This window comes from uncultured Psychroserpens sp., assembly GCF_947501425.1.
In the GTDB taxonomy this organism is placed as follows: Bacteria; Bacteroidota; Bacteroidia; order Flavobacteriales; family Flavobacteriaceae; genus Psychroserpens.
Window position 1 is genome coordinate 1 of record NZ_CANMVN010000034.1, and the last position, 286, is coordinate 286.

Below are 286 nucleotides of genomic sequence, written 5' to 3' on the forward strand. Positions count from 1 at the left end.
ATCACATTCTGAGGAACCACAATGCTGTTGCCGTTTCCATCATCGAAGGTCCAATTGATTGTGTATGTTCCTTGTGTATTGTATGTGAGTGGATCACTCGTTGTTCCTGTGAGCGTGCCTGAACAGTTATCGGTTGTGGTTGGTGCGGTGGCTGTGGCTGAACATTCACCTGTCACATCAGAGAGTGTTGGTATCACTGGATCTGTGATATCATCGATAATCACATTCTGAGGCACAACAATACTGTTGCCGTTTCCATCATCGAAGGTCCAGTTGATTACAAATG

Annotated in this window: 1 protein-coding gene; it reads right to left on the minus strand. The window is 45.1% G+C overall.

The features are described 5' to 3' along the window. On the minus strand, nt 1-286 hold a 286-nt coding region (locus tag Q0951_RS17075; protein WP_299339545.1), incomplete at both ends, for a hypothetical protein.